Origin of the sequence: Mycobacterium sp. (assembly GCF_008709575.1) — a bacterium.
Lineage (GTDB): Bacteria > Actinomycetota > Actinomycetes > Mycobacteriales > Mycobacteriaceae > Mycobacterium.
In genome coordinates, this window is the sequence record NZ_VYIK01000458.1 from 1 (window position 1) to 615 (window position 615).

General features: G+C 61.0%; 2 protein-coding genes. Both read left to right on the forward strand.

The features are described from left to right. Window positions 1-124 precede the first annotated feature (124 nt). Window positions 125-409: a WXG100 family type VII secretion target gene (locus F6Q13_RS19575; protein ID WP_293053238.1), complete on the forward strand. Its 285-nt coding sequence runs from the start codon at window positions 125-127 to the stop codon at window positions 407-409. Between the two features lie 112 nt (window positions 410-521). Continuing rightward, the coding region (locus F6Q13_RS19580; protein ID WP_293060037.1) for a PPE domain-containing protein at window positions 522-615 on the forward strand (94 nt) is incomplete at its 3' end.

The window sequence follows — 615 nt, forward strand, 5'->3', positions numbered from 1 at the left end:
CGCGGCCAACTACGAAGCCCAAGAACAAGCCTCCCAGCAGATCCTGAGCAGCTAGCGCTGCACGGTACTTAAAGCGACCGCGACATTTTCAAGCTCAATTTTCCACAGTGAGGAGAACGTCGAAATGAGCATCAATTATCAATTCGCCGATGTCGACGCGCATGGTGCGACGATCCGTGCCCAGGCTGCGGCTTTGGAGGCCGAGCACCAGGCGATCATTCGTGACGTGTTGGCCGCCGGTGATTTCTGGGGTGGTGCGGGGTCGGCGGCCTGCCAGGAGTTCATCACCGCGTTGGGGCGCAATTTCCAGGTGATCTACGAACAGGCCAACGCCCACGGCCAGAAAGTGCAGACCGCCGGTAACAACATGGCGTCCACCGACAGCGCGGTCGGCTCCAGCTGGGCCTAACGCAGTCCGGTTTTAACCGAATACACGGCGTCACAAGGTTGTTTTTCGTTGTTTTTGTCAGCGACCGGTTGCGTGGTCTCGGTGTCTTAAATGATCGCAGGAGGTGTTAGCGGTGGATTTTGCGGCGCTGCCGCCGGAGGTCAACTCGGCGCGCATGTATGCCGGGGCGGGGGCGGGGCCGCTGATGGCGGCCGCCACGGCCTGGG